We start from the raw sequence: 24,064 nt of genomic DNA on the forward strand, positions 1-24,064 counted from the left end.
GGGTTTCACTTGCCGGTCTTCACGGCATTCCAGGTACGGGTGATCAGGCGCACGGCGGCTTGGGACTGGCTTTTCTGGGTGAACAGGCGCTGCATCGTCGCCGCGTCCGGGTAGATGGCCGGGTTGTCGCGTATGTCAGCATTCACCAGGGGCTTTGCGGCCAAGTTGCTGTTGGCGTAGTGAATGGTGTTGCTGACGCCGGCGATAACCTCGGGTTGCAGGAGGAATTCGATGAACTTGTGGGCATTCGCCACGTGAGGCGCGTCTGCCGGGATGTAGAAGTTATCGAACCAGATCAGCGAGCCTTCCTTGGGAATGAAGTAGCCCAGGTTGACCTTGGCCCCGGCTTCCGCCGCCCGGGCCTGGGAGGTGGCGTAATCGCCGGACCAGGTGGTGGCCATGCACAGCTCACCGTTGGCCAGGCCGTTGATAAAGCCACTGGAGTCGAATTTACGGATGTAGGGCCGCACGGCCATCAACACATCCTGGGCGGCCTTGAGGTCTTTGGGCGCCACACTGTTGGGGTCCAGGCCCAGGTAAGTCAGGGCCAGCGGGATCATGTCGGTGGGGGAGTCGATAAAAGTGATGCCGCAATCGGCAAAGCGCGAAATGATCTTGGGGTCGAAGATCATCGCCAGGGAGCCGATGGGCGCGTCCGGCATGCGTTCCTTGATCTTGTCGATGTTGTAGGTCACGCCATTGCTGCCCCAGGTGTAGGGCGCCGAATAGGTCACGCCCGGGTCATGGGTCTCCAGGCTTTTCAGCACTTGCGGGTCGAGGTTATTCCAGTCGGGCAGCAGCGCTTTGTTGAGGGGCTGGAAGGCCTTGGCCTTGATCAGCAGCGGCACCAGTGAAGCGTTGAGCACCACCAGGTCATAACCCGAACGCCCGGAGAGCAGCTTGCCTTGCACGGTTTCGTAGGAATCGTAGGTGTCGTAGATCACCTTGATGCCGGTGGCCTTTTCGAAGTCGGCGAGGGTGTGTTCCCCGATGTAATCGGCCCAGTTGTAGATGCGCAAGGTGTTGCCAGGGTCGTCAGCGGCCTGGCTGAAGGACGTTGAGGCAAGCAAGACAGCGCTGAACAGGGCGATAACGGCTTTATGCATGGCGAACCCACCTTGATGTTGTGCTTGTTGTCAGGCCGAGGGGCTGATTGCACTTTCAGGCAGGTAGCGGGTGGGCGCCATACCCCGTTCGGGTAGGAGACGGTCAGGGCAGGACGATGTAGTCGTTTCGCGTGGTGACCGGACGGTGGGCGCCGGGTTCCAGGTGGATGTAGCGCCCGTCTACCAGGTCGATGGGCAGGCAATCGTCGATGTCCAGCACGCCGTCGGTGTGGGATTGTGTCCAGTGGCTGAGCATCTGCCGTTTGCCTTGGATGGCGGCTTCCCTGGCAGTGCGGGCCACCACCAGCAGGTAGTGGTGGGCTTCGCCAAAGACGTTCGATTCATAACCGCCCAGGTTGATGAAGTACAGGCGCTGCGCCCCGGCTTCGGGTGCCAGCGGGCTGAGCCGGACTTTCCAGCCATCGACGCCGTCGACCGTCATCCAGGAATCGATATGCACACCTTTCTGGCTGCCGAACCAGCCGTCGCGCAGTTGCGGGTAGGCGGCTTCCAGGGTGTCGGCGACGGCAAACACCACGTCGTGTACTTCGATTTTTGCCCGAGGGTGTTTGCCCCCGAGCATGACCACAAACAGCATTGCACGTCCTTTCTAAGGCCAGGATGGAAGGTGCCACCATCGTTCGATTGAACCCTTTTGTCCAGTCAGTGCCACACTGTTAATTGGCGAATTCATCAGGAGGTTGTCATGCGTACCATTGATCTGGCCGGCGTACCCGTCCCTGTCATCGGCCAGGGGACCTGGCGCATGGGCGAGGATCCCGGCCAACGCAGCGCCGAGGTCGCCGCGTTGCAATTGGGCATCGATGAGGGCCTGGCCCTGATCGACACCGCTGAGATGTATGGCGAAGGCGGCGCCGAAGAAGTCGTCGGCGAGGCGATTCGCGGCAAACGCGACCAGGTATTCCTGGTGAGCAAGGTGTACCCGCACAATGCCAGCCACAAAGGCGTTCCACGTGCGTGTGAGGCCAGTCTCCAGCGCCTGGGCACCGACTATATCGACCTGTATCTGCTGCATTGGCGTGGGCAGTATCCCCTTGAAGAAACGGTGGAAGCCTTCGAGCGCTTGCGTGAGGCGGGCAAGATCGGCCGTTGGGGCGTGTCCAACTTTGATGTGGCCGACCTGCAGGAACTGGCGTCCCCGGCCTGCGCCACCAATCAGGTGCTCTACAACATCGAAGAGCGCGGTATCGAATTCGACCTGCTGCCGTGGTGGCAGCAACATAACCTGCCCTTGATGGCCTACTGTCCCATCGCCCAGGGCGGCGAGCTGCTGGCCAGCCCGACCCTCAAACAAATTGCCCGTCGCCACGAGGTCACACCCGCCCAGGTTTCCCTGGCCTGGGTATTGCGCCAGGACGGCGTGATCGCCATCCCCAAGGCCGTGACGCCCGAGCATGTGCGGCTCAATGCGGCGGCGGCAAAGCTTGTGCTGGATGAGCACGACCTGGATGCGATCGACCGGGTATTTGGCGCGCCCAAGCGCAAGCATCCGTTGGCGATGGTCTAGCGCCTGACAGGAACGGTGCCGTCCATGGCGTTGCCGTTTCTGTTCGGTTTGTGCTTAGCCTGCTACCGGGCTGCGCCAGTCATCAGAGCCCGAGGTGCCGGACACCTCATGGGTCCAGACGATTTTCCGGTAAGTGAAATACACATCCTCCAGGTGCGTGAAGTGTGCGTTGTTCGGGTCCTGGCAGTTAGGCATCCGTGACTGGATGTCCACCAGGATCGCGTCCTCCAACTCAATGGTGAAGTAGTGCTCCTGGGTGCCGGCTGAAGAGGTGCGGTACCACTCAAGGCGGCACTTGACCATTTCCCCGGAGGTCAACGCGCTGAACAGCAGTGGCGAAGACTTATCGAACACCTTGCTGATCATCAGGGGTTTGTGCACGCGCTGACCGGTTGGCTGGCCGGATTGCGGGTCGCGGGGAATGATCACCTGATGCTGGAATGCTTCCACCAGGATCTGGTCCTCGTGGCCTTCCTGATAAATGTTGCCGACCGAGTCCTGGGTGAACGTGCCTGCCGTAATCAAGCCTTGCTTGGTGCCGGTAATGGAGAGATACGCGGGTGTTGGCATGACGGGTTTCCTTGCCTGATAAATGAGGTCGCCTCAGTCGGCTGATCTGCCGAGCGGGTAATGCTCGATATCAAGAAGTGTGCCGGAAAGTTAAAGGGTTAATAAAAACAGCGAGTTAAGGTGTTGTGGGTTTGTGTTTTAAAGTGGGTTGTCTGTTTGTAGGTTGAATTAGTTGTATTTGTTTGCGCAGGGGTGCGCAGTTAGTTGCTCATGTCGATACGGGTTTTGTTTGTTGGGTTTGCTTCTGCTGTAACTTTAGTTTCTGATTTTACTGTGCAAATTACTGCGCATTACCTCGGTTTGTATTTTTGTAGGATATTCCTTAACTCTCGTTTCGTGGCTTGAACATTGCTTTTTTCATGGATAAGGTTCGTGCTCTTCCCGCCGGTAAGGCGAATTTAAAACAGTGTTCTAATCCGGGTTTGAATTGCTATTAGTTCGCTGGACATGCCCTGAAAAGTAAAGCGCGGCCCTTAATGGTTTATTCAGACAGAATTTCCGATTATTACCTGGAACTTGCACAGGCACCCAACTCGAAAGCGAGTTTTGCGGGCGCTGATATGCGTTTTTCTACGGAGTATGAGGCGCTTGAAGTCGAACTTGGAAAGGCGCATTCCATACACGGAAACAGTCAGCCTGACTGGCAGTGGGTCGTGGAAAAAAGTGAAGCGCTGTTGCGTCATAAGTCCAAGGACTTGCGGGTCGCTGTCTGGTTGACCTGGGCATTGCATCAGCGCGAATCCTTCCCGGGGCTGCTCGCGGGCCTGGGGTTGTTGCGCTACCTCTGTGAGCATCATTGGGCAGTTGTGTATCCGGGCAAGCTGCGCACCCGCGGTGCCGCCTTTGGCTGGCTGGTCCCGCGCCTCGAGCAGGTGCTTGGGCAACACCTTTCATTCAAGGATCAGCGGCCCTTGTTCCACTGCATGCTCGAGCACCTGACCCGGCTCGATGAGCTGTGGACCGAACATCTCTGTGCAGACGCGCCACTGTTATTGCCGATTCGCAGGCAGTTGTCGGACAGGTTGCAGCAGGTCACCGAGAGCGATCCCCCGCCGGGCGGTACCGCAGGTGTGATCGCCCAGATCAGGCATGTAGCGACTCAGCTACTGGCACCTGAGCCGGTGGTGGATAACGAAAAGGATGCCCATAAGCTGCTGCGCACGCTGCAGGAGAGTGCCCGGCCGTTGTGTGCCTGGTGGCAGCGCCAGAACGCCACCGACCTGCGCGCGCTGCGCCTGAGTCGAACGTTGACCTGGTTGACGATCACCAGTCTGCCGGACTGTGACGCGGAGCTGGTCACGCCGTTGCGGGGTCCCGCGCCGGACAAGCTCAAGCGCTTCCAGGAGCGCCTTGCCCAGGGGCAGCACGCCGACCTGTTGCTGGAGCTTGAGGCCAGCCTGGCCTGCGCACCTTTCTGGTTTGACGGCTTGTACAGGGTTTGGGAGTGCCTGCAGGCACTTCAGGCGGATTTGGCCATGACCGAGCTGGAAGTGCACTTCGCCTTGTTGCTCCAGCGATTGCCAGGGCTCGTCCAGTTGCGCTTTCACGATGGCACACCCTTCGCCGACCCCGTTACCCGAGGCTGGATCAACACCCAGGTTGCCCGTCATTTGCAAGCTCCGGTATCCCCCAAGTCAGTGCTTGATACCCAGGCTGCGCCCTGGGACATCGCATTGAGCGAGATCATGCCCGTGCTGCGCAAGGACGGGGTCAAGGCAGCCGTCCGGTCGCTCAAGCAAGGCATGCAAACCGCAACAGGTGAGCGTGCACGATTCCATTGGCGGCTTGGCCTGGCCAGGTTGTGTGTGCTGGCGGGCAAGCACGATCTGGCCAAAGTCCAGCTCGACCACCTGGACCACGAACTTCAGCAATCAGGCTTGCAGCGTTGGGAGCCCGAACTGGCGGTTGAAGTGCTGCAACTCTTGTATGGCTGTTGTGATGCGTTGCCGCAAAGCCATTCCGTGCGTGAGCGCAAGGAAGAAGTCCATCGCAGGCTGTGCCACTTCGATCTTGAAGCGGTACTTGAATAGGCTTTCGAGCCACCCGAAAAAGGAGAAACACCATGGCCAAAGAAGGTTCGGTAGCCCCCAAGGAGCGTATCAATATCACGTTCAAACCCGCCGTCGGCGGCGCACAGGAAGAGGTTGAACTGCCGTTGAAGTTGCTGGTGCTTGGCGACTTCACCCAGCGTGAAGACCTGCGCAAGCTCGAAGACCGCAAGCCCGTCGGTATCGACAAGAACAGCCTGGATGAGGTGCTGGCCAAACAGGCCTTGAGCCTGACCTTGAGTGTCCCCAATCGGCTCCAGGATTCTGCGGAACCCGACGAGCTGGCGGTCCAGGTCAGGATCAATTCGATGAAGGACTTCAACCCTGCGCACCTGATCGAACAAATACCCGAGCTGAAGAAACTGATGGACCTGCGCGATGCACTCGTGGCGCTCAAGGGGCCCCTGGGCAACACACCGAGTTTTCGAAAAGCCATTGAAAACGCCCTTGCAGATGACGAGTCCCGCAGCCGGGTACTGGCTGAACTGGGGCTGACCAGCTCCGCCGTATGAATCTTTCAGTAAAAGGACACTGACCCCATGACTACCCGCCAAAGCCCGTTGCATGCACAGGCAACGGATGAATACAGCATTCTCGACAACATCATTGCCCAGACCCGCCTCAGCGCTGACGATGAGGCCTATGGCATCGCAAAGCGCGGGGTCTCTGCATTTATCGAGGAACTGATCAAACCGCAAAACAGGGGCGAACCGGTCAAGAAGCGCCTGGTTGACCGGATGATTGCCGAGATTGATGCAAGGCTCAGCCAGCAGATGGACGAGATTCTTCACCATGCCGATTTCCAGGCACTGGAGTCATCCTGGCGCGGCCTGCAGTTGCTGGTTGATCGCACCAATTTCCGTGAAAACATCAAGATCGAATTGCTGAGCGTCTCCCGGCAGGACCTGCTGGATGACTTTGAGGACTCGCCTGAGGTGACCCAGTCCGGGCTCTACAAGCATATCTACAGTGCCGAATACGGCCAGTTCGGCGGTCAGCCCGTGGGTGCAATCATCGCCAACTATTTCCTTTCGCCCAGCGCCCCCGACGTCAGGCTGATGCAGTACGTTTCCAGCGTGGCCTGCATGGCCCATGCGCCGTTCATTGCGGCCGCTGGCCCAGGCTTCTTTGGCCTGGAGAGTTTCACCGGCCTGCCTGACCTGAAGGACCTGAAAGACCATTTCGAGGGGCCACAGTTTGCCAAATGGCAGAGCTTTCGCCAGAGCGAAGACGCCCGATATATCGGCCTCACCGTTCCGCGCTTTTTGCTGCGTACGCCCTACGATCCCGTTGATTGCCCGGTCAAGACCTTCGCCTACCAGGAAAACGTGGCCAACAGCCATGAGCACTATCTGTGGGGCAACACGGCGTATGCCTTTGCTACCCGCTTGACGGACAGCTTTGCCCGGTTTCGCTGGTGCCCGAACATTATCGGCCCGCAAAGTGGAGGCGCGGTGGAGGACTTGCCGCTGCATCATTTTCACAGCATGGGCGAGATCGAAACCAAGATTCCCACCGAGGTACTGGTATCCGACCGGCGTGAATATGAACTGGCGCAAGAGGGTTTCATTGCGCTGACCATGCGCAAGGGCAGCGACAATGCGGCGTTCTTTTCCGCCAGTTCGGTGCAGAAACCCAAGTCCTTTGGCATCAGCGCCGAGGGCAAGGCTGCCGAACTGAATTACCGGCTTGGCACCCAGTTGCCGTACATGATGATCGTCAATCGCCTGGCTCACTACCTCAAGGTACTGCAGCGTGAGCAGTTGGGGTCGTGGAAGGAACGGACCGACCTGGAGCTGGAACTCAATAAATGGATTCGCCAGTACGTAGCTGACCAGGATAACCCCAGCGCCGAAGTGCGTGGGCGGCGGCCGTTGCGGGCAGCACGCATTGTGGTCAGCGATGTTGACGGTGAGCCTGGCTGGTACCGCGTCAACCTGAGCGTTCGCCCGCATTTCAAATACATGGGGGCGGATTTCACGCTGTCTCTCGTCGGTAAGCTCGATAAAGAATGAGCCTCAGACACGTGACAACCCAAAACTGTAGCCTTTTCGAACGCCTGGAGTCCGGTGCGGGTCGTCGTCCCCACGGCGGCATCGTGGAGTCCGTGGCGCGCCATCTGGCGAAAATGCTCAGCACCCGTATGGGCAGTGTGCAGACGCTACCGGATTATGGGTTGCCTGACCTGAACGCCATGCACCTCAGCCTGCATGACTCGGTGAGTCAGGCACGCTTTCTGATTGAGCGTTTTATCCAGGCCTATGAACCGCGTCTGAAGGATGTACGTGTCAAGGTATTGCCCCAGGATCGCGATCCTCTGGCCCTGGCTTTCGCCATCGAGGGCGCAATGGACATCGATGGGGTGACGCAAGCGGTCACCTTCTGTGCAAGCCTGGTTCACGGGGCGCAGGTTGAGGTCACGCCTGATGTCCTTTAACCGCTACTACCAGGGTGAACTGAGTGCATTGCGACAGTTGGGGCGGCGCTTCTGCGAGCGCAACCCGGCACTTGCGCCGTTCCTTGGGAGTGCCGGCCAGGACCCGGATGTAGAGCGATTGCTTGAGGGGTTTGCATTCCTCACCGGTCGCTTGCGCCAGAAGCTTGATGACCAGTTGCCGGAGTTGAGTCACTCGTTGATGCATTTGCTGTGGCCCAACTATATGCGGCCACTGCCTTCGTTCAGCATGCTGCAGTTCGATCCGCTCAAGCGGGCAGGACCTGCCATTCAAGTCGAACGGGATACGCCGGTGGAAAGTGTTGCGATCAACGGTGAGCGTTGCCGTTTTCGTACCTGCTACCCCACGGAAGTTTTACCCCTGCAACTGGCCGCCCTGGAGTACTCGGCGCAGGGCGAGGGTGCGTTACTGTGCCTGCGTCTGGAAATGACGGTGGAGGGCAACTTCAGTGAGCTGGCATTGGGTCGCTTGCGCCTGCATCTCGCGGGGGACCGACCTGTCAGCCAGGCGCTTTACCTGGGCCTTTTGCGTCACTTGGACGGGTTCCAATTGCAGCCCTTGGGCAGCGATGGACTACCGATTGTCGGCGGTGACGGGCAGGTCATGTCGTTACGCTTGCCGAGTAACGAGATCAGTCCGGTGGGTTTTTCCGAGGATGAGGCACTGATCCCTTATCCGTTGAATACCTTCCGTGGCTATCGCCATCTCCAGGAGTACTTCGCCTTTCCGGACAAATACCTGTTTGTCGAGGTGGGTGGCCTTGATGTGCTCAACAGGCTGCCCGTTGATGTGCTCAAGCAGGTACATGGCCTGGCGTTGCGCTTCAACCTGCGTGGGCGTGGCCTTGAGCGACTGATGCCGACCCTGGACAACGTGAAGCTGTATTGCACGCCCATAGTCAATCTGTTCAAGCACGATGGTGTGCCGATTCGCCTGGATGGCACGCAGGACGAATACCTGTTGTTGCCTGGCGAGTATGCCCGGGACAACTGCGGCGTGTTTTCCGTCGACAAGGTCACGGGATGGCGGCCGGGAGGCCTGGGCTACCAGGACTATGTGCCATTCGAGTCGTTTGAACACGACTTTGGCAGCGGGGCGCCCAGTTATGCTGTTCGCCAGCGGCCATCACTGCAACATACCGGCCTGGATACCTGGCTGAGCTTCGGCCAGCGTCGGGTGCAGGATCAGGAAACCCTGTCGGTGGAGCTGACCTGCACCAACCACAACCTGCCGCGCCAGCTGCAGGTGGGGGATATCAACCAGGCTTGCGAGCAGACCCCCGAGTTTCTTGCGTTCCGCAACATCACGCCGGCAACCCCCAGTTTTGCGCCACCCCTGGACAGCGACTTCCTGTGGCGGCTGATCAGCAATATGTCGCTCAACTATTTGTCATTGACCGATATCAATGCCTTGAGGGTGATCCTCGAAACCTATGACCTGCCGCGTTATCACGACCGCCAGGTGGAGAAGGTCAGCAGGAGAAGACTCGGCGCACTCCTGTCCATCAGCCACCAGCCAGTGGATCGATTGCACCGAGGCCTGCCATTTCGCGGCTTGCGGGTTGACCTCACCATCGACCCCGAGGGCTACCTGGGGGAGGGCGACGTGTTTGTCTTTGCCTCGGTACTGAATGAGTTCTTCGCGCTTTACGCCAGCCTCAACTCGTACCACGAACTGCGAGTCATCAGCACACAAGGAGACGTGTACCTATGGCCACCCCGGATGGGCCAGCAGCCCCTGCTTTAACCGCTCTGTCCCGAGTGATTCGCGAGTACTCGGTGTTTCAGGCGGTTACGCAGATCATCGAGCGTCTGCGTGAGGCACACCCCTCGCTGGATGAGCAGGCGCTCTACGACCAGTTGGAGTTCCAGGCCAATCCAGGCTTCGGGTTTCCAGGCAACGATATTGACCGTGTGGAGTTTTTTGTCGAGCACGGCCATTTACGGGCACGACTACGTCTCAACGTGCTGGGCCTGTTTGGTACAGGGTCACCGCTGCCGGCGTTCTATGGCGAGCAAGCCTTTGCCGAGGTCAGGGGCGGTAACTCGACGCGTGATTTCCTGGATCTTTTTCACCATCGCCTGCACCGGCTGATGGTACCGATCTGGCGCAAATATCGTTACCAGGCGAGGTTTCAAACCGGTGCCCGGGATCCATTTTCCGAGCAGATGTTTGCGTTGGTGGGCCTGGGCGGCAGTGCCATTCGCAACGCCGCTCAACTGGACTGGAAGCGCCTGTTGCCCTACCTGGGGTTGCTGAGTCTGCGTGCCCACTCCGCGGCGCTGATCGAGACGGTGCTGCGTTATTACTTCAAGCACAGCCGGTTGGTGATCGAGCAGTGGGTCAAACGCACGGTAGTGATTGCACACGAGCAGCGTAATGACCTGGGCCGTCGCTATAGCTCGCTGGGTTCTGACCTGGTGCTGGGGGATCGCATCGTCGACCGCAGTGGCATGTTCCGGGTTCATGTCCTGGCACTCGACTGGGCGCGTTTTCACGAATTCTTGCCCACCGGGGCGGGGTATGAGCCGCTGTGTGCACTGGTGCGTTTCGCCGCCCGGGACCCCTTGGAATATGACGTACGGCTGGTGCTGGCTGAGGGTGAGGTGCGGCCGTTGCACATCGGCGAGCACAACGTCTGCCGCCTGGGCTGGACCAGTTGGTTGGGGCATGAGCGGGCAGATGGCGTGGTCACGTTGGCCAGTAAATCTCATTAGGGACTGATGGATATGATGAATGTGGATCTGCAACAACTTATCCAGGCATTGACGGCGCACACGCGGCGCGACCTGGAACGCTGCGCCGAACGGTGTGTCACCCGTGGCGGTGGCGAAGTCCTGGTGGAAGACCTGCTGCTGACCCTCCTGGAGCATCCCGATGGCATATTGATGCGTGCGCTGCAGGATGCGGGCGTCGATGTCGGCGAACTGCATGCGGTGCTGCAACCCCGCACCGAACAAAGTGCCTCCCGCAATCCGGTGTTTTCACCCGCGCTGGTGCAATGGTTGCAGCAGGCCTTGCTGGTTGCCCACCTGGAGCTGGGCCGAAGCGACGTGGAGCATGGTGCCTTGCTGCTTGCTCTATTGCGTAACCCGCTGCAGCACGCGGGCAGCCGGTATCAGGCGGTATTGAGCAAGCTTGATGCGCAGCGGGTGCTGGGGTTTCTCTTGAGTGAAAGCCCGCAGACGGCTCCCGGTGAAGTGGGGAGTTCATTACTGGAACGCTTTACCCATGACCTGACTCGCCAGGCTCGGGACGGAAAACTCGACCCCGTACTGTGTCGCGATAACGAAATCCGGCAAATGATCGATACCCTCGCACGGCGTCGCAAGAACAACCCCATCCTGGTGGGCGAGGCAGGTGTCGGGAAAACCGCGATAGTCGAGGGGCTGGCCCTGCAGATAGCGGCCGGGCAGGTGCCAGAGGTGCTCAGGAGCGTGCGCCTGCTGACCTTGGACATGGGCTTGCTGCAAGCCGGGGCCAGTATCAAGGGCGAGTTTGAGCGACGCTTGAAAGGCTTGATCGACGAGGTGAGTGCATCGCTGCAACCGGTGATCCTGTTTATCGACGAGGCCCACACCCTGGTAGGTGCAGGCGGCCAGGCCGGTGGTTCCGATGCAGCCAACCTGCTCAAGCCGGCGCTGGCGCGGGGAGAGTTGCGCACCATCGCCGCCACGACTTGGTCGGAGTACAAGAAATACTTCGAGAAAGACCCGGCATTGGCGCGACGTTTCCAGCCGGTGCAGGTGCACGAGCCGAGGGTTGCGGATGCGGTGACGATTCTGCGTGGATTGGTCCCGGTGTACGAGGCCAGTCACGGCGTCTACGTACGTGATGATGCCGTGGTCGCCGCCGCGCAGTTGAGTGCTTGCTACCTCACCGGCCGCCAGTTGCCTGACAAGGCAGTGGACGTGCTGGACACCGCATGTGCCCGTGTGCGCATCAGCCTGGTCACGGCGCCAGAGGAACTGCAGCGGTTGCGTGCCGAACTGGCGGAGGGTACGCGTCAGCAACTCGCCGTGCGCCGGGACGCTGATGCGGGACTGGCCATCGATGAACTGGCGTTGCAGCAACTGACCCTGCGTCTGGAGGCCGCAGAGGTCGCACAGTTACAGCTTGAGCAGCGCTGGAGCCATCAGCGCGACCTGGCCGAGAAGGTGCTCTCGTTGCGCCAGCAACTGGCCGAGGCCCGCAGCCGGGGCGACCGGATTGAAACCCTTGAACGGGACCTTGCTGAAACCCATCACGGGTTGCAGGCCCTACCGCACGAGCAACGGCTGGTCAGCTTCGAAGTGTGCCCGCGATTGGTGGCCCAGGTAATCAGCGCCTGGACCGGCATCCCGCTGGAGCAGCTTGCCCGCGAACACAGCGCGAAGGTCATGAGCGTTGCCAGGGATCTGCGCGGCCGTATTCTCGGCCAGGAATGTGCCGTGCAGGTTCTGGATCGTTGCCTGCGCGCTGTCGCGGCCGGCGTGAACCGGCCTGATGCTCCCGTAGGAGTATTCCTGTTGGTGGGCCCCAGTGGCGTTGGCAAGACCGAGACCGCACACGCCTTGGCCGACCTGCTGTACGGCGGCGAGCGTTTTCTTACCACGGTCAATATGTCGGAGTACCAGGAGAAACATTCCCTGTCCCGGTTGATCGGTGCTCCACCGGGTTACGTCGGCTATGGGGAGGGCGGGGTGCTGACGGAGGCCGTGCGACAAAAGCCCTATTCAGTGGTGCTGCTCGACGAGGTGGAGAAGGCCGATCCAGATGTGTTGAACCTGTTTTACCAGGTGTTCGACAAAGGTGTGGCCAATGACGGTGAAGGGCGTGAAATCGATTTTCGCAACACCCTGATCCTGATGACTTCCAACCTGGGCAGCGACCGTATCACTGAGTTGTGTGCCGATGGGCAAAGACCGGATGTCGAGGTGCTGCATGCTGCTCTCCGGCCGGCCCTGACCGCTCATTTCAAACCGGCGCTGCTGGCTCGCATGCGTGTGGTTCCGTATTACCCGGTTGCGGGTGCCGTGCTGCATGAATTGATTGAAAACAAGCTGCAGCGCCTGGGCCAGCGCCTGCTTCAACGCAAGCTGACATTCAGTCACGCAGGGGAACTGGTCGGCCATATGGCCGAGCGCTGTAGCCACAGTGAGAGTGGCGCGAGGTTTGTCGATCAATGGATCGAGGCGAACCTGTTGCCACAGGTGGTGGACCGGCTGCTGGAGGCGATGGCCGTTGGCAAATCCCTGCAGTCCGTTCACGCGAGGCTGGGCACCAACGGCACTGTTCACTGTGAGTTCAACTGATGAAGAACGAACTGTTTGCCCGGTTGCCAAACCCGCTGGACTACGCCGGTGCCTTGCTGGGGTGGTTCATCCGGCTGGGTGCCCATAGCAACGAATCGACACTGGCCGAGGACTTCGCAGCAGGCGCCGCGCAGTTGAGCGCGTGCGAGCTAAGCCAGTTGTACCTGTTTGACCAGGCCACCGGCCGCCTCGACCTGGCTGCCGAGCACTTGCCGGGTGTACTGCCGCCCGGTGACGTTGCGAACCCGGGAACCGACTTCAAGCACGAGCAACTGCTGCAGTACGTTCTGGGACAGAACCGTGTACTGAACCTCACTGAGCTGGTCAGCAGTGTGTATGACACGGCGTTTCTGCCAGCGCTCGAGTTGCCCTGGCAATCACTGCTGTGCGTGCCATTGCCGGGGCCACGCCAGCAGGTGTCCGGGGTGTTGTTGTGTGCCAGTCAGCGAGGGACGGAGCTGGCTGGCTACGGGGCTTCCCTTGGGCAGTTGGGCAGCTTTGCCTTGAACCAGTTGGCCATGTTGCGACGAATGCGCCGGGTTCCCGGTGCCTTGAAGGTGGTTCGCAGCACGCCGGGAGCCAGTGCTTACGGCTTGATCGGTAACAGCACGGCGATGGATGAAACGTGCCGCCTGATCGGCAAGGTGGTGCACAGCCCCTACACCGTATTGTTGCGGGGAGAGACCGGCACTGGAAAAGAAGTGGTCGCACGGGCGATTCACGCAGCCGGGTCGCGCAGCAGCAAGGCCTTTGTGGTGCAAAACTGCGCCGCGTTTCCCGAAGGCCTGCTGGAAAGCGAATTGTTCGGCTACCGCAAAGGAGCTTTCACGGGCGCTGACAGAGACTACGTCGGCCTGTTTGACACCGCCCACGGCGGCACGCTGCTGCTGGACGAAATCGGTGATATGCCGCTGCCACTGCAGGCCAAGTTGTTGCGGGTGCTGCAGGAGGGCGAGATTCGGCCGTTGGGTGCCAATACGGCCCACAAGGTCGATGTGCGGATCCTCGCGGCGACCCATCGGGACCTCACGAGCATGGTGGCCGACGGGAGTTTTCGCGAGGACCTTTATTACCGGTTGGCGCAGTTCCCCATCGAGCTGCCGGCGCTGCGCCAGCGCGACGGTGATGTGTTGCAGCTGGCCCGGCATTTCGCCGACAAGGCCTGCTCAATGCTCGGGCGGGCGTCGCTGGGCTGGTCGAGTGCGGCGCTGGATCAACTGTCCAGCCACAGCTTCCCCGGCAATGTTCGCGAGCTCAAATGCATGGTGGAGCGGGCGGTGCTGCTGTGCGACGACGACGTCATCCTGCCCGCGCACCTGTCGTTGTCGTCCGGCCTCACTGCGCCAGCGGTTGACGCGACGCTGCGCCAGCGGATGGAGCGGGTCGAGCGGGTTGTGCTCATCGACTGCCTGCGCAAGAACCGCGGCAATCGAACCCGCACTGCCCGCGAGCTGGGCCTTGCCCGGCGGACGCTGCTGTACCGCCTTGCACGCCTGGACATTCCCTTTGGCGACGCCAAGGGAGAGTGCTGAATGGCGCGTTCCTCAAATTCTGCGAAGGTCCCGCCGACCTTCCGCACCTACCTCAACGGGAGATACCTGATGCCTGTTTGTCAGTGGCAAGCGCTGATGCTTGTGTTGTTTGTGCTGGGTGGCTGTAACACCAATCACGTCTTTGATGACGGCGACTACCGCCCTCGGGGTGATCCGCAGTCCATCAGTCGTGGCCAGTGAGCCCCCGGGAGCCCTATATGCAACTCGTGTTAGAGGTGTGCCCTGCGGGGCAGGCAGCGTCAGCGCCGGCCCTGCGCAAAACGCTCAACGGTGTCGGCGGCGTCATCGGCCGGGGAGCCAGTTGTGACTGGCGCCTTCCTGACACCAGCCGTCAGGTCTCCAGTCGTCATGCGGTGATCAGTTATCGTGATGGCCGGTACTTCCTCACGGACACCAGCAGCAATGGAACCCGCCTGGCAGGCAGTGGCGAGCGTCTGCGGGAGGGCCAGGAGCATCCGATAGATGACGGCGCGATATTTCAGTTAGGGCCGCTGGAAATCCGTGCACGGTTGGTCAGCCCTGCGATGGTTTCGGGCCAGGATGGATTGCACACGCTGATTCCCGATGGCGCATTTTTTGACCTGGATCCGATGCGGGCATTGGCCCGCGAACTGCAGCGCGAGGACGAGTCGCCAGAGTTGGCCGCCCTGGGCATGCCCCCCCATGAAGCAATGCAGCGGACGGACCACGGGCCGCCGGACAGGGATCATTTGAAGGTTCCCGGGCTCGTCCAGCCCGTGCGCAAGGCTGCCTCGGGCCCCGAGCCGGCGCTTTCAAACCAAGGTTCAGAGCCATTCTGGTCGGCGTTTGCCCAGGCCCTGGGTATCGACCTGGATACCCTTGACGGGCCGGGAAGAGAGGTACTGGCAATCAAGGCGGCCGGGTTGCTCAGGCAAATGACTGAAGGGTTGCAACAGAGCCTGAGCACCCGCAACGAGCTCAAGCATGAGCTGAAGCTGGCACTCACCCACACGGCGCTCCAGAGTCCCGATCCGCTTAACGACAGTGCTGATGCAGGTGCGGCCCTGGGGTTGCTGCTGGGCGTCGGGCAGTTGGGGCAGATGCCCGCCGAGAGGGTGGTCACGCGGGCCTACCGCGACCTGCAGGCGCACCAGGTGGCGTTGCTGGCGGCCTGCCGCGCAGCAGTGCGTGGAGCCCTGGCGGCCTTTGCACCGAGTCATTTGCTCCTGTGCTTCGAGCGCCAGGCGAAGCCCCCGCTGATTCCCCGGGGTGGCGCCCACTGGCGGGCGTATCAGCGTCACTACGAGGCGCTGATTGAGGACGAACATCTGAGCGAACGCTTGTTGGGCAGTGATTTCACCAAGGCCTACGAGGAGCAGATTCGTCTGATCTCCACCCTTCACCGTTATCCAGGATGACCTTCATGTCCCGAGTCACCGTTGCATTGTTGTACACCCTGATCGGTTTACTGGGTGGTTGCTCCCTGTCGCCCTTTTCGACACTGACCAAGCTGGACCTGACGCTGACCGCCAGCGAGCGAGTCAACCCGGATATTCACGGCCGACCGTCGCCGATCGTGGTGCGCCTGATGGAGCTTCGACACCCCGTGGCCTTTGAGAATGCAGACTTTTTCAGCCTTTACGGCCATGGGGCGCAGACCCTGCCCAAAGACCTGGTGAACCTCGAAGAGTTGGAGTTGCGCCCCGGGGATCAAACCACCCTCAAACTCAGCCTTGAGCCGGGCAGTCGTTATGTCGGCGTGCTGGCGGCCTATCGTGATTTGCCCCACGCGCAATGGCGCTACGTGTTGCCGGTGACGGTGCAGCAATTGACGCGCGCCGAACTGGTCCTTGATCAGGCCGGTATCCGGCTGGTGAATCCACACTCAGCCAAGGCGGTCGACTGACATGCACAGCCAAAAAGTCATCTGGCAGGAAGGCATGTTGCTGCGGCCTCAACATTTTCAGCAAAACGACCGTTACCACGATCAGCAACTCATGCGCCGCACTCAGTTGTTGTGCCGCCACGCCTGGGGCTTCCTGACCCTGGAAATTGATGTGCAATACCTGAATATGGGCAAGGTCGTTATCAGCCAGGCCAGCGGGATATTGCCCGATGGCAGCCTTTTCGAACTGGGCGGGGCCATGGAATCGCTGGTACTGGAGATTCCGGCAAATGCCGGGAAGCAGGCCGTATACCTGGCCTTGCCGCTGGCTACCGGCAACTGCGTGGAAGCCCGTCGACCCGAGCAGGTCGATGTAGTAGCGCGTTACAAGACCCTGGCGGTAGACGTCAGTGACTCCAACGCCGGGGAGGATTCTCGTCGTCAGGTCAATTGCGGGCAGCTGGATTTTCGCCTGCTGCTGGGGGAGCAGCACAGTGATCAGCATTACGTGAAGCTCAAGGTTGCCCAAGTGCTCGGTTGTACCGAGGAGGGCGTCAGCCTGGACGCGGATTTCATCCCGACCTTCATTCACCTGCAGGGCTCGCGGTACCTGCTGTCCTGCCTCAAGGAGGTGATCAGCCTGCTCGCTTACCGGGGGGATGCCATCGCCGAGCGGATCCGCACTAACGGCGCCGCAGCCGGTGCGCAGGTCGGTGACTTCCTGATGCTGCAACTGATCAATCGCAGCGAACTGGTCTTGCGTCACTACCTGGGCCTGAGCCAGGTCAGTCCGGAAACCCTGTACCGAACACTGCTGTCGATCCTGGGTGAGCTGGCGACGTTTGCCAGCGACAGCAAGCGTGCGCACTTCGAGGGGTGTTACCGGCACAGCGAACAGGGGGCCAGCTTCCGTGAATTGATGGAGCCGATTCGCAGCCTGCTGTCGATGGTGCTTGAGCAGCACGCCGTCGAGCTTGTGCTACAGCCTCGCCAGTATGGGGTACTGGTGTGCCCGGTCAGGGATCTCAACCTGTTGGGGGCGGCGACCTTCATTCTGGCCGCCAGCGCCCAGTGTGACTCCGAGGAGCTGCGCCACCGGCTTCCGGCGCATCTCAAGGTCGGCCCTGTGGAGCGGATTCGCGAGTTGGTCAACCTGCAGTTGGCGGGCATCAGGGTCAAGCCGCTGCCGGTGGCTCCCCGGCAGATTCCGTTTCATGCCGCAAACACCTATTTCATGCTCGAACTCGGTACCCGTGACATTGAGCAGTTGAAGCAATCGGGAGGGTTTGCCTTCCATGTCAGCGGCGAATTTGCCGAGCTGGAACTGAAATTCTGGGCCATCAGGAACTGAGACCATGGACAGGGAATACCCGCAGGACGAGAAAACCATCCTGCTCGATCGACAGGGGCGCACGCCGGCGCAGGGGCCGGTCACTGACTTCGCATCGCCACCGCGTTTCGAACAACTGGAAGACCGGATGATTTACGCCGCCCGAATGCAGGGCGCGGAGCATTTCAACGTTGGCTTGAACAGTTTGGTTGCGCCTGCCTGGGCGCTGCTGTCCGAGGTGGTGCAGCTCAAGCGCAGCACCTCCCAGGAAAGCCTGCGCGGGCTCAACGAACGGCTGTCATCCGCTGTCACGCTTTTCGAGACCCGGGCCCGGCACGACGGCGCGCAGGTCAGCGAGGTCATGGCAGCGCGATATGTACTGTGCAGTGTGATCGACGAAGCGGTACTCACCACCTCATGGGGCAGCCAGAGCGATTGGTCGAAGATGAGCCTGCTGAGCAGCTTTCACAATGAAACCTTCGGCGGCGAGAAGTTTTTCCAGCTGCTTGAGCGAATGTCGCGGGACCCTTTCAAGCACTTGGCGATGCTGGAGCTGATGTACCTGTGCCTGTCACTGGGGTTCGAGGGCAAGTACCGGGTCATGGAGCGTGGGTTGTTGCAGCTTGAGCAGGTTCGGGATGCGCTGTATCGGCAGATCCGGCATGTGCGGGGCGATTCCCCGCCTGCGTGCGCGCCGCCGCCCAGCCGGGGGGCGCAGCGCCAGAGACGGCTGAGGGTTGTGCCGGCGACCTGGATCGCAGTGTGTGTCGTGGCCAGCCTGCTGGCCTTGTATTCGGGGTTTGCCTGGGTGTTGGGAGAGCAGCGCGAGACGGTGCTGCAACGGTATCAATTATCGGCGCCGGACATTACCCGGGCGCCCCTCTAACGCAGGGAGCAACTCATGAACGCATTCTTCAGGAGCGCGGGCACCGTGCTGGCCAGGATTTGGGTCTGGAGCCTGTTGCTGGTGCTCGCGATCGCGATGATCGTGTGGTTCCTAGGGCCATTACTGGCTGTTGATGACTATCGGTTCTGGCAGGGAACTGCGGCGCGGCTGCTGACGATCAGCGGGCTGTTTTTGTTGTGGGGCCTGGCGATGGTGTATGCCAATTGGCGCAGCATGACCCGGCTACAAACCGTCGACAGTGTTGAGCAGCGCCCGGGTAAAGGGCAGATCGAAAACGAGCAGCGCCAACTGCGCGGTCGTTTCAAGGACGCCCTGTACACCCTGAAAAACTCGAGCATTTATGGCGACCGCAGCCCGCGTTGGCGCAACGCGCTGCCGTGGTATCTGCTGATCGGCAAGGAGGGCAGCGGCAAGTCCCGGTTGTTGGCCGCCAGTGGGTTGCAATTGCTCCAGGATCGTGGCGAGCCGATGGCGACGACGGGCTACTGTGATTGGCATTTCGCCGAAGACGGCCTGTTGCTCGACACGGCGGGCCGCTACCTTACCCAGCCCGACGGCGGTGTGGATGGCGCGGGTTGGTCGACGCTGTTGGGGCTGCTCAAGGCGCGTCGCCGGACACGTCCGCTCAATGGCGTGGTGGTCGCTCTCTCGATGGATACCTTGCTCCATGGCGGCGAGCGTGATCTGGAGAATGAGGCGCGGGCAGTCCAAAGCCGGCTGCAGGAAATCCGGCAGACGCTGCATGTGGACCTGCCGATTTACCTGGTGGTGACCCAGGCCGACCGTCTGCCGGGGTTTGCGGAATTCTTCGACCGTCCACTGAGTGAAGGCACTGATGCGGTGCTCGGCGAACCCATCGTTCCGGGCAAGGGCGGTATTGAAATGGGCCAGGTACGCCAGGCCTTTGAAGCACTGCTGCAGCGCCTGAGCGGTGAGCTTGTACAGCGACTGCACCAGGAGCGTAACAGCGACCTGCGGGGCCGGATGCTCGATTTCCCCCATCAGGCGGCCCGGATTGGCGAACGTCTGAGCCTGTACATCGAAGTGGCTTTCTGCGGCCCGCGTTATCAGCGCACCAACGGATTCCGTGGCTTCTACTTGACCAGTGCCGACGGTGGCCCACAGGCACTGGATCCTCGCCCACGCTTTATCCAGGGCTTGTTCAGCCTGATTCTGGCAGAAGCGGACCTGGCGGGCCTCGATAGCCTGGAACGGCGTCGAATTCGCTGGCGCCAGTGGGGGATGGGCCTGAGTGCACTGGTGGTGGTCGGGGCGGCCGGTTTGCTTTGGACCCACAGTTACTCTTCCAATCATCAACGTCTGGAGCAACTGCGGGAACTGGTGCAGCAGCCAACGACCACGCCACCTGGCCTGGACGCGACCCTGGCGGTCCTGCCCCTGCTGGACAGGCGCCTGGCATCGACGCGGGTTTTTCCTGTTCAGGGCGAAGCCCGGCTGGTTGAACGGGCGGGGTTGTATCAAGGCACGCTCAGCCATCCAGTGCTGGAGCAGGCCTATGAGCAGGCGTTGGGGCAGTTGCTGTTGCCTCAGGTCAACGAGATGCTGCAGGAACAGGTGCGCGCCAGCCTGGAAGATCGCGAGCGGCTGCTGGACAACCTCCGCGCCTACCTGATGCTTAACCTGCGGGAGCGGCGAGACGTTGGCTGGTTGCGTGAGCGGGTGGCGGGGCATTGGTCTGTAAGGTTTGCCGGCGAGCCCTCTGTGCAAAGTCGTTTGAATGAACACTTCGCACGGTTGCTTGAGCAGCCGTTCGTGCAGTCGCTCGATAACGAACTGGTGGCACAGGCACGGCACGTGTTGCGAGGGGAGTCATTGGTCGATGTGGTGTACCGCGTGCTGCGGGAGCAAGCCCGCGCTCTTGAGCCTTACCGCCTTGCACAGGGGCTGGTGTTTGACGGGGGCGACCGTCCCATTCCGGGTTTTTATACCCGCAACTACCTGCGGCATTTCGAAGAGCAGGGCGCGCGCCTGGTGAACACTATCGTTCAGGACAACTGGGTGCTGGGGGAGGGTGCGGACCTGAGCGCCATGGACTTGCAGCGGTTGATGGTGGAACTCGAGCAACGCTATTTCAGCGAGTATGCCAATGCCTGGAGCGAGGCGCTTGGGCGGATTAGCCTGCGGGAGACTGACAATTCCCGCCAGGGCGCCGAGCAACTTGCCAGCCTGACGTCAGCCCAGTCACCGTTGCTGCAGTTGTTACAACAGGTGCGTGATAACACGCGCTTGCCATCGGCCACGGAGCGCCTGGATGAAGTGGCTGCCAAACTGCCCGGCCCTGTGGCAGAGCGGGTACAGGTTGCCCGGACGGCAGTCGGGTTGACCCATGTATTGCCTGACACGGCACGGCGCGCCATGCAACGCCGCTTCGAACCCTTGCACCAGTTGCTCGACAGCCAGGAAAACCCCGGCACCGAGTTGACCCAGGTGTTGCAGGCACTCAACGACTTGCACCTGCAACTGGCGACCTTGAATCGTGACGGCTCGCCGGAGCCGGTGGCCTTCGAGATGGTCAAGCGCCGGATCCAGGGGCAGCAGGATGCCCTGGGTAACCTGCGGAACGTGGCTGCTCGGTTGCCGTTGCCGTTGGCGGGCTGGTTCGAAAGCCTGGCCGACGAGCATTGGCGTCGCCTGCTCGATCAGGCCTATCGCCATGTGAACCAGTGCTATCAGAGCGAGGTATATGGTTTTTACGCCAAGGCAATCAAGCAGCGTTTTCCGTTCAATGCCCATGCCAGCAGCGACGTTTCCCTCAATGATTTTCAGGAGTTCTTCAAGCCGGAAGGGGTCATGGCGCGATTTTTTGACAGCTATCTAAGGCCTTTTGTCAGCGGTGATGCCGGCCGCTACAGGCTGCGCAGCCTGGACGGGCGAAGCTTGCCGATGTCCCGGGCGTTGCTCGATCAGCAAGAGAAGGTGCAGGTGATCAGGCGCGGTTTCTTTGCCGATGAGCCGGGGGACCTGCAGGTTCGTTTCACGTTGGCGCCCTACAGCCTGGACTCGTCGGTGAGTCGTGCGGTCTTGCGTTTTGGCGACCAGCAAATCGAGTACCGCCATGGGCCAATCGTGCCCATGGCGATGCAATGGCCAACCGAGGTGGAAAATGGTCGCAGCAGCCTGGTGCTGGAGCGGGGCAGTGAGCGGGCGCTGGGGCTTGAAAAAAATACCGGGGCCTGGTCGCTGTTCCGCTTGTTCGACCTGATGCAGAGCGAAGCTTCCGACGGGCAGGATGTGCTGATCCTCAAGGCTGACCTGGCAGGCTTGCGCGCCAACTACCTGCTGACCAGCCGGCGGACGCCCAACCCGTTTCAGATGGCGCAGTGGCGTACCTTCCGCCTGCCGGAGCAGTTGTGACCCAACCCCTCGAACGCTGGCACAGCGCTGGCCGTACAGACCGTGGAAAGGTCCGGTTGCGCAACGAGGACGCCTTTCTCGATTGCCCCTGGAAGGGTTACTGGGCTGTGGCAGACGGAATGGGCGGGCACCAGGCGGGGGATGTTGCCAGCCAGTTGGTGGTCGACAGCCTGGCGTCGTTGCCTGGCCAGGGTAGCCTGGACGAGCGGGTCGAGGCGACGCGCCGCTGCCTGCAATGGCTCAACCGGCGGCTGGGGGAGGAGCTGACACTGGCCACCCACGGCGCCGAGGCCATCATGGGGAGCACGGTCGTGGCATTGCTGCTCCAGGGCGACCGTGCCGCGTGTGTCTGGGCCGGTGACAGCCGTTGTTACCTGTGGCGCGGGCAGATGTTGTACCAGCTGTCACGGGACCATTCGTTGTTCGAGCAACTGATTGACCAGCAGGTAAACCCGGAACAGGCCAGGGCCCATCCTGATGCACGGGCCTTGACCCGGGCCATCGGTTCACGGGCTCCTTTGAGTCCCCAGGTACTGGAGCTGGAGACGTTGGCGGGGGATGTCTTTCTGTTGTGCAGCGATGGCCTGTACCAGGCGCTTAGCCATAGCGAATTGGGCCAGGCGTTGAGCCTGGGTAACCCGCAGCGGATTCTGGACCAACTGTTCGCAGGCGTATTGCGGGGAACCGCCGGTGACAACCTGACGGCTGTGGTGGTGCAGTCATGAGTGAGGTGACTCACTTTGCCTTTGCCAGGGCACAGGCAAACCTGCAGCGTGGAAGCACACCCGAGTTGCTGGCCGGGCGATACCTGATCGAACGTGTGCTGGGCGCTGGCGGCATGGGCGTGGTCTATCGCGCCCGGGACCTGCTGCATGAACAGTTTGGCGAGTCACGTTCCAGTGTGGCGATCAAGGTACTGGGCGAAGCCATCCGCGAGTCTGCGGATGCCCACGTGCTGCTGTACAGCGAGTTCGCCCTGACGCGCAGCCTGCGGCATGAGCAGGTGGTGCGGGTGTTTTCGTTTGAGGTGGACGCTCCCTCCCATCTGGCGTTCTTCACCATGGAGCTGCTCCAGGGCATGACCCTGGACCGGTTGCTGCTGGAGTGCCCGAGCGGCTTACCCTGGCGAGAGTTGCAAGGCATCGCCGTGCAACTGCTCGATGCATTGCGACATTGTCATCAGCAGGGGGTGCTGCACGGGGATGTGAAACCCGGCAATGTCATGGTGGAAGAGGCAGGATTGCGGCTGTTTGATTTTGGCCTGGGCCAGGCTTCAGCGGGGCCGCCGGGCTTGAGTCGCAGCCGTTTCAACGCCTGGACGCCAACGTACGCCGCACCGGAGTTGCTGGCCGGCGGCGCACTGTCGCCCAGTACCGATCTTTACGCAGTGGCCTGTGTGCTTTACGAGTTGGCACACGGACGGCACCCGTCCGGTGAGCGGCCGCCTCGCCCCCGGCAGTTGCCTCGCCATTGCTGGCCTGCCTTACGCACGGCTTTGGCGCCAGACCCTGAACGCCGGACCATCACTCTTGATGAATTACAGGCAGTGATCGGCGATATCCGCCAGGGCCTGAGCCGCTGGTTCTAACCCGGCAAGTCATGCAACTGGCAATACTCCGCCCAACTCAGGCCTGCCATCTGCGCCACTTCCTTGTGCACCTCCAGCCGCTGGGCCTCGAACTCGGCAGGGGAATGCGCCGTCAATTTCAGCGTCAGTTCCCAGGCGAAGAGCCCTTGCTGCTCGGCTTCGGCCTCAAACGCTTCATGCAGCCGCTCGGCGCGATACTGCTCGAGTGTTTCCCCTTTGGCCTGGGCCGCCAGGGGGTTCAACGTATTCAGTTCCGCGGCCAGGGCCGGGTGCTCGGTCAGGAATCTGTCCAGGGCTAGCTGGTGGTTTTCGCCGGGTTGGGACAAAGGTTTACTCCACGATAAAAGAGCTGATCAGTCGGGTTGTTCATCAAGGCTTTCTATAACGACAAGTGTGCCAAAGGATGGGCCAACCGGCTCCAACCGACAAGCAGCGCCACGGGGGGATTCTGAATAATTGCGCC

Annotated in this window: 21 protein-coding genes; 17 read left to right on the forward strand and 4 right to left on the reverse strand. The window is 61.0% G+C overall.

Annotation, left to right across the window (positions count from 1 at the left end):
- Positions 1 to 5 precede the first annotated feature (5 nt).
- Together HX875_RS18820 and HX875_RS18825 are read right to left on the reverse strand one after the other, a co-directional pair.
- On the reverse strand, positions 6 to 1,106 hold the full coding sequence (locus HX875_RS18820; RefSeq protein ID WP_177044474.1) for a polyamine ABC transporter substrate-binding protein: 1,101 nt from the start codon (positions 1,104 to 1,106) through the stop codon (positions 6 to 8).
- A gap of 103 nt (positions 1,107 to 1,209) precedes the next feature.
- Entirely contained in the window at positions 1,210 to 1,704 is a 495-nt protein-coding gene (locus tag HX875_RS18825; protein WP_177044476.1) for a DUF1543 domain-containing protein, read from the reverse strand.
- Between the two features lie 108 nt (positions 1,705 to 1,812).
- Between HX875_RS18825 and HX875_RS18830 the strand changes: the two genes are divergently transcribed.
- Entirely contained in the window at positions 1,813 to 2,634 is an 822-nt protein-coding gene (locus HX875_RS18830; protein WP_177044478.1) for an aldo/keto reductase, read from the forward strand.
- Between the two features lie 54 nt (positions 2,635 to 2,688).
- On the opposite strand, the gene HX875_RS18835 is transcribed toward HX875_RS18830, so the two are convergent.
- Positions 2,689 to 3,204 (reverse strand): Hcp family type VI secretion system effector, encoded by a 516-nt coding sequence (locus tag HX875_RS18835; protein WP_003208034.1) that lies wholly within the window; start codon positions 3,202 to 3,204, stop codon positions 2,689 to 2,691.
- Positions 3,205 to 3,680: 476 nt separating this feature from the next.
- On the opposite strand from HX875_RS18835, the gene tssA reads away from it, so the two are divergent.
- From tssA to HX875_RS18915, 16 genes are all read left to right on the forward strand, one after another.
- Positions 3,681 to 5,234, forward strand: coding sequence for a type VI secretion system protein TssA (gene tssA / locus HX875_RS18840; protein ID WP_177044487.1), 1,554 nt, complete (start codon positions 3,681 to 3,683; stop codon positions 5,232 to 5,234).
- Between the two features lie 32 nt (positions 5,235 to 5,266).
- Complete coding sequence (gene tssB, locus HX875_RS18845) at positions 5,267 to 5,764, forward strand: type VI secretion system contractile sheath small subunit (RefSeq protein ID WP_177044496.1); 498 nt, start codon at positions 5,267 to 5,269, stop codon at positions 5,762 to 5,764.
- 27 nt (positions 5,765 to 5,791) lie between these two features.
- Positions 5,792 to 7,267 carry a type VI secretion system contractile sheath large subunit gene (gene tssC, locus HX875_RS18850; protein WP_177044504.1) on the forward strand — a complete coding sequence of 492 codons (1,476 nt, stop codon included), beginning with the start codon at positions 5,792 to 5,794 and terminating at the stop codon, positions 7,265 to 7,267.
- Positions 7,264 to 7,689 carry a type VI secretion system baseplate subunit TssE gene (tssE, locus tag HX875_RS18855; RefSeq protein WP_177044506.1) on the forward strand — a complete coding sequence of 142 codons (426 nt, stop codon included), beginning with the start codon at positions 7,264 to 7,266 and terminating at the stop codon, positions 7,687 to 7,689. The genes tssC and tssE overlap by 4 nt, the downstream gene beginning before the upstream one ends.
- The gene (gene tssF, locus HX875_RS18860; RefSeq protein WP_177044515.1) at positions 7,679 to 9,454 is read left to right on the forward strand and encodes a type VI secretion system baseplate subunit TssF; all 1,776 of its coding nucleotides are present in this window, start codon (positions 7,679 to 7,681) and stop codon (positions 9,452 to 9,454) included. The genes tssE and tssF overlap by 11 nt, the downstream gene beginning before the upstream one ends.
- Positions 9,418 to 10,425 (forward strand): type VI secretion system baseplate subunit TssG, encoded by a 1,008-nt coding sequence (tssG, locus tag HX875_RS18865; protein ID WP_177044523.1) that lies wholly within the window; start codon positions 9,418 to 9,420, stop codon positions 10,423 to 10,425. The genes tssF and tssG overlap by 37 nt, the downstream gene beginning before the upstream one ends.
- Positions 10,426 to 10,431: 6 nt before the next feature.
- Positions 10,432 to 13,002, forward strand: coding sequence for a type VI secretion system ATPase TssH (gene tssH / locus HX875_RS18870; protein WP_371321486.1), 2,571 nt, complete (start codon positions 10,432 to 10,434; stop codon positions 13,000 to 13,002).
- Positions 13,002 to 14,534: a sigma-54 interaction domain-containing protein gene (locus tag HX875_RS18875; RefSeq protein WP_177044533.1), complete on the forward strand. Its 1,533-nt coding sequence runs from the start codon at positions 13,002 to 13,004 to the stop codon at positions 14,532 to 14,534. Before tssH ends, HX875_RS18875 begins: the two co-directional genes overlap by 1 nt.
- Before the next feature lie 69 nt (positions 14,535 to 14,603).
- The gene (locus tag HX875_RS18880) at positions 14,604 to 14,735 is read left to right on the forward strand and encodes a type VI secretion protein TagU (RefSeq protein WP_177044534.1); all 132 of its coding nucleotides are present in this window, start codon (positions 14,604 to 14,606) and stop codon (positions 14,733 to 14,735) included.
- A gap of 17 nt (positions 14,736 to 14,752) precedes the next feature.
- Complete coding sequence (tagH, locus tag HX875_RS18885) at positions 14,753 to 15,934, forward strand: type VI secretion system-associated FHA domain protein TagH (protein ID WP_177044536.1); 1,182 nt, start codon at positions 14,753 to 14,755, stop codon at positions 15,932 to 15,934.
- A 5-nt stretch (positions 15,935 to 15,939) separates the two neighbouring features.
- On the forward strand, positions 15,940 to 16,422 hold the full coding sequence (tssJ, locus tag HX875_RS18890) for a type VI secretion system lipoprotein TssJ (RefSeq protein WP_177044538.1): 483 nt from the start codon (positions 15,940 to 15,942) through the stop codon (positions 16,420 to 16,422).
- 1 nt (position 16,423) lies between these two features.
- Positions 16,424 to 17,752, forward strand: a complete 1,329-nt coding sequence (gene tssK / locus HX875_RS18895; RefSeq protein WP_177044544.1) for a type VI secretion system baseplate subunit TssK — start codon at positions 16,424 to 16,426, stop codon at positions 17,750 to 17,752.
- Between the two features lie 4 nt (positions 17,753 to 17,756).
- Positions 17,757 to 18,617 carry a type IVB secretion system protein IcmH/DotU gene (gene icmH, locus HX875_RS18900; protein ID WP_177044546.1) on the forward strand — a complete coding sequence of 287 codons (861 nt, stop codon included), beginning with the start codon at positions 17,757 to 17,759 and terminating at the stop codon, positions 18,615 to 18,617.
- A gap of 15 nt (positions 18,618 to 18,632) precedes the next feature.
- Positions 18,633 to 22,013 (forward strand): type VI secretion system membrane subunit TssM, encoded by a 3,381-nt coding sequence (tssM, locus tag HX875_RS18905; protein ID WP_177044549.1) that lies wholly within the window; start codon positions 18,633 to 18,635, stop codon positions 22,011 to 22,013.
- Entirely contained in the window at positions 22,010 to 22,738 is a 729-nt protein-coding gene (locus HX875_RS18910) for a PP2C family protein-serine/threonine phosphatase (RefSeq protein WP_177044551.1), read from the forward strand. Before tssM ends, HX875_RS18910 begins: the two co-directional genes overlap by 4 nt.
- On the forward strand, positions 22,735 to 23,601 hold the full coding sequence (locus HX875_RS18915) for a serine/threonine-protein kinase (protein ID WP_177044553.1): 867 nt from the start codon (positions 22,735 to 22,737) through the stop codon (positions 23,599 to 23,601). Before HX875_RS18910 ends, HX875_RS18915 begins: the two co-directional genes overlap by 4 nt.
- Here the strand turns inward: HX875_RS18915 and HX875_RS18920 are convergent.
- Positions 23,598 to 23,927: a DUF6388 family protein gene (locus tag HX875_RS18920; protein WP_177044555.1), complete on the reverse strand. Its 330-nt coding sequence runs from the start codon at positions 23,925 to 23,927 to the stop codon at positions 23,598 to 23,600. The genes HX875_RS18915 and HX875_RS18920 overlap by 4 nt on opposite strands.
- Positions 23,928 to 24,064: the final 137 nt, after the last annotated feature.

This window comes from Pseudomonas yamanorum (assembly GCF_013386765.1).
GTDB lineage: Bacteria > Pseudomonadota > Gammaproteobacteria > Pseudomonadales > Pseudomonadaceae > Aquipseudomonas > Aquipseudomonas yamanorum_A.

Coding starts and splice junctions, on each gene's coding strand:
- HX875_RS18830 (WP_177044478.1), top strand. CDS start 1,813: ATGCGTACCATTGATCTGGCCGGCGTACCCGTCCCTGTCATCGGCCAG.
- HX875_RS18825 (WP_177044476.1), bottom strand. CDS start 1,704: ATGCTGTTTGTGGTCATGCTCGGGGGCAAACACCCTCGGGCAAAAATC.
- HX875_RS18875 (WP_177044533.1), top strand. CDS start 13,002: ATGAAGAACGAACTGTTTGCCCGGTTGCCAAACCCGCTGGACTACGCC.
- tssA (WP_177044487.1), top strand. CDS start 3,681: ATGGTTTATTCAGACAGAATTTCCGATTATTACCTGGAACTTGCACAG.
- tssM (WP_177044549.1), top strand. CDS start 18,633: ATGAACGCATTCTTCAGGAGCGCGGGCACCGTGCTGGCCAGGATTTGG.
- tssJ (WP_177044538.1), top strand. CDS start 15,940: ATGTCCCGAGTCACCGTTGCATTGTTGTACACCCTGATCGGTTTACTG.
- tssC (WP_177044504.1), top strand. CDS start 5,792: ATGACTACCCGCCAAAGCCCGTTGCATGCACAGGCAACGGATGAATAC.
- tssB (WP_177044496.1), top strand. CDS start 5,267: ATGGCCAAAGAAGGTTCGGTAGCCCCCAAGGAGCGTATCAATATCACG.
- HX875_RS18880 (WP_177044534.1), top strand. CDS start 14,604: ATGCCTGTTTGTCAGTGGCAAGCGCTGATGCTTGTGTTGTTTGTGCTG.
- tssE (WP_177044506.1), top strand. CDS start 7,264: ATGAGCCTCAGACACGTGACAACCCAAAACTGTAGCCTTTTCGAACGC.
- tssK (WP_177044544.1), top strand. CDS start 16,424: ATGCACAGCCAAAAAGTCATCTGGCAGGAAGGCATGTTGCTGCGGCCT.
- tssG (WP_177044523.1), top strand. CDS start 9,418: ATGGCCACCCCGGATGGGCCAGCAGCCCCTGCTTTAACCGCTCTGTCC.
- tagH (WP_177044536.1), top strand. CDS start 14,753: ATGCAACTCGTGTTAGAGGTGTGCCCTGCGGGGCAGGCAGCGTCAGCG.
- icmH (WP_177044546.1), top strand. CDS start 17,757: ATGGACAGGGAATACCCGCAGGACGAGAAAACCATCCTGCTCGATCGA.
- tssF (WP_177044515.1), top strand. CDS start 7,679: ATGTCCTTTAACCGCTACTACCAGGGTGAACTGAGTGCATTGCGACAG.
- HX875_RS18835 (WP_003208034.1), bottom strand. CDS start 3,204: ATGCCAACACCCGCGTATCTCTCCATTACCGGCACCAAGCAAGGCTTG.
- tssH (WP_371321486.1), top strand. CDS start 10,432: ATGGATATGATGAATGTGGATCTGCAACAACTTATCCAGGCATTGACG.
- HX875_RS18915 (WP_177044553.1), top strand. CDS start 22,735: ATGAGTGAGGTGACTCACTTTGCCTTTGCCAGGGCACAGGCAAACCTG.
- HX875_RS18820 (WP_177044474.1), bottom strand. CDS start 1,106: ATGCATAAAGCCGTTATCGCCCTGTTCAGCGCTGTCTTGCTTGCCTCA.